The 2,157-nt window shown below is 37.6% G+C and carries 3 protein-coding genes and 1 pseudogene; 2 read left to right on the plus strand and 2 right to left on the minus strand.

All coding sequences use genetic code 11. From position 1 onward, the window contains the following. Positions 1–147: 147 nt before the first annotated feature. Both B6A32_RS19085 and B6A32_RS19090 read left to right on the plus strand, forming a co-directional pair. A complete protein-coding gene (locus B6A32_RS19085; RefSeq protein ID WP_085306503.1) occupies positions 148–429 on the plus strand; it encodes a hypothetical protein in 282 nt (93 codons plus the stop codon). A gap of 106 nt (positions 430–535) precedes the next feature. Then, positions 536–1,078 carry a hypothetical protein gene (locus B6A32_RS19090; protein ID WP_085306504.1) on the plus strand — a complete coding sequence of 181 codons (543 nt, stop codon included), beginning with the start codon at positions 536–538 and terminating at the stop codon, positions 1,076–1,078. A gap of 14 nt (positions 1,079–1,092) precedes the next feature. Here the strand turns inward: B6A32_RS19090 and B6A32_RS19095 are convergent. Together B6A32_RS19095 and B6A32_RS19100 are read right to left on the minus strand one after the other, a co-directional pair. Then, a pseudogene (locus B6A32_RS19095) lies at positions 1,093–1,407 on the minus strand (integrase core domain-containing protein); the annotation flags it as partial. Between the two features lie 208 nt (positions 1,408–1,615). Further along, positions 1,616–2,157 (minus strand): transposase (locus tag B6A32_RS19100; RefSeq protein WP_408607686.1); only part of this gene is annotated, 542 nt, incomplete at its 5' end.

Genomic DNA, 2,157 nt, shown 5'->3' on the forward strand with positions numbered 1-2,157 from the left:
TATAAATTATGCTATGTTTACTCATGCTAGTCTCCAGTTTTAGTTGTTTAACACACTAAGTATGGCTCTGGTTTTACTAACCCACGAATTTGGAGGCTAGCACCTTGTGGGGAGTCATTATGTCTATGTGACTACGAGGTTTATCAAATGGATTTGTATACACTCATACTTGATTTCAAAGGTGGCACCTTCATATCGCAATGCATTTCACCTTGTAAAGAAGATGCTTTATATCAAGGTGTTCTAAATTGGGATATTTCAGCTATAGAGAGTGTAATAACTGGTAATTCTAGAAATATTCTACTGGAAGATATAGAGAATGAAGAATTAACGCAGTTACAAGGAATGAAAAATGTTTGGTCTTGTAGTGTATTTGTTGGCGACGAACTAATGTTGATAAACCTAATAGCTACTAAAGACGTCACATAACAAGAAATTCAACAGGACTAAAAACAGCGGGCTGTTCGCTTCGCTCCATTTTAGCCCACTATTTTTAGCCCGTTAATTGGGCGTTAGCCTTATAGGATATTCGTGTATGAAATCGATACTTTTACTTGTCGCAAGTATTTTTTTAATACTTGGATGTTCATCTCATTCAGTTAAAGAATCAAGTATTACTGCTAAAGAACTTGGAAATTCTATTGAACTTACTGTTCCTGCAAGCAAGATTAAAATGACAATTCCAAAATTGGAGTTTGTTAAACAAAATAATTCAGGAAACAGTTACAGATATTTTTATTACTGGGATACTAATGAACAATTAGGGATTTCGGGCTGGTTTGAGCCAGAGTCACTTTATAAAGATCCACAATTTCACTGGGAACAATTTTTGGCTAAGTGGAAAGGAAATCAACCAACGAATGTTACTTTTGAAAAATCAAATAACTGGGAAGTCATTCGTTACAACATTGACGTTCAAGGCTGTTCTCAATCTAATGTAAAAGCTTTTCGTGTCCAAAATGAAACTTGGCTAGAAATACACGTATCTGCATTTTGCAAAGATGGTTCAGAGCAATCTGATATTAATATTTATCAAGCCACCCATAATATCTTTGAATATTTATCAAGCCACCCATAATATCTTTGTAGTGGTCAACTAATTCCGGACATTAAATTAAGGTTTTCTTCTGCTTTAGCAGGAGAAAACCCGTTGTTATAACTATGTGGCCTACGCCAGTTATAGTAATTCATTAAATAAGTGCTTATATCCAGCTCTGCTTCTTTAATTGAATGATAGCCATTGGTTGGTACCCATTCTGATTTTAAACTTCTAAACACACGTTCCATCGGTGCATTGTCCCAACAATTCCCGCGGCGACTCATACTCTGAGTTACTCTATAACGCCATAATCGTTGACGGAATTTTATGCTTCCATATTGGCTACCTTGATCAGAATGGAACATTAAATATTTATCAAGCCACCCATAATATCTTTGTAGAAAAACCAAACAGAGAAAGAGAAGATTACTTTTGCTTTAGTAGGACTATTCAGTATGTAACTGAGGGATATGTTGTCTATTTGCAGAGTTTTCTGGGTATCTGCTGAATTTCAGGCAAGCTTTTAATGTCATCCTCAGAAAACCGTATTTTTTGTTATTGAACTGAGTTAGTTTGCTAAGCGCTATTCAAACAAGCCTGAGCGTTGGCGATACCATGAGCTCGCTTTAAACCGACCTGCTCTGTAAATTCACACAAATGCTCTGCAGTACCTACCGCGCCAGTGAACATACCTTCAAAGTTGGTGGTGAGTTTTAACCAGCTCTCATCGCTGATGTGGAGTCTTGACAGTATATCAGCCGTTTTAGCATTGATAGCGCCGCGTTTATCCTCTCTCATCACGCGTCCAGTTTCATCAACAAGTGTTAAGTAATCTTGTAAGCTAAAAGAAATGCCTGCAGTTTTGTCTTGATGTTCATTGTCAGTGAAAGGTAATAAGGCTTTAGGTTGCTCTCCTTTAATCGCTGCTTTGATACGTAGTTGAATACTGGTAAAGCTTGACTGCTCAGGCGTTGGGGCAATACCGGCACGGACAGGATTTAAATCTACATAAGCCATACAAGACAGTAATGCAGCGTCATCAAGCAGGGCTTGAGATTTAAAGCGTCCTTCCCAGAAGTGGCCAGTACACTTATCTTCTTTATTGGCTTGCCTGGCAA

This window comes from Colwellia polaris (genome assembly GCF_002104515.1).
In the GTDB taxonomy this organism is placed as follows: domain Bacteria; phylum Pseudomonadota; class Gammaproteobacteria; order Enterobacterales; family Alteromonadaceae; genus Cognaticolwellia; species Cognaticolwellia polaris.

Coding starts and splice junctions, on each gene's coding strand:
- B6A32_RS19085 (WP_085306503.1), top strand. CDS start 148: ATGGATTTGTATACACTCATACTTGATTTCAAAGGTGGCACCTTCATA.
- B6A32_RS19090 (WP_085306504.1), top strand. CDS start 536: ATGAAATCGATACTTTTACTTGTCGCAAGTATTTTTTTAATACTTGGA.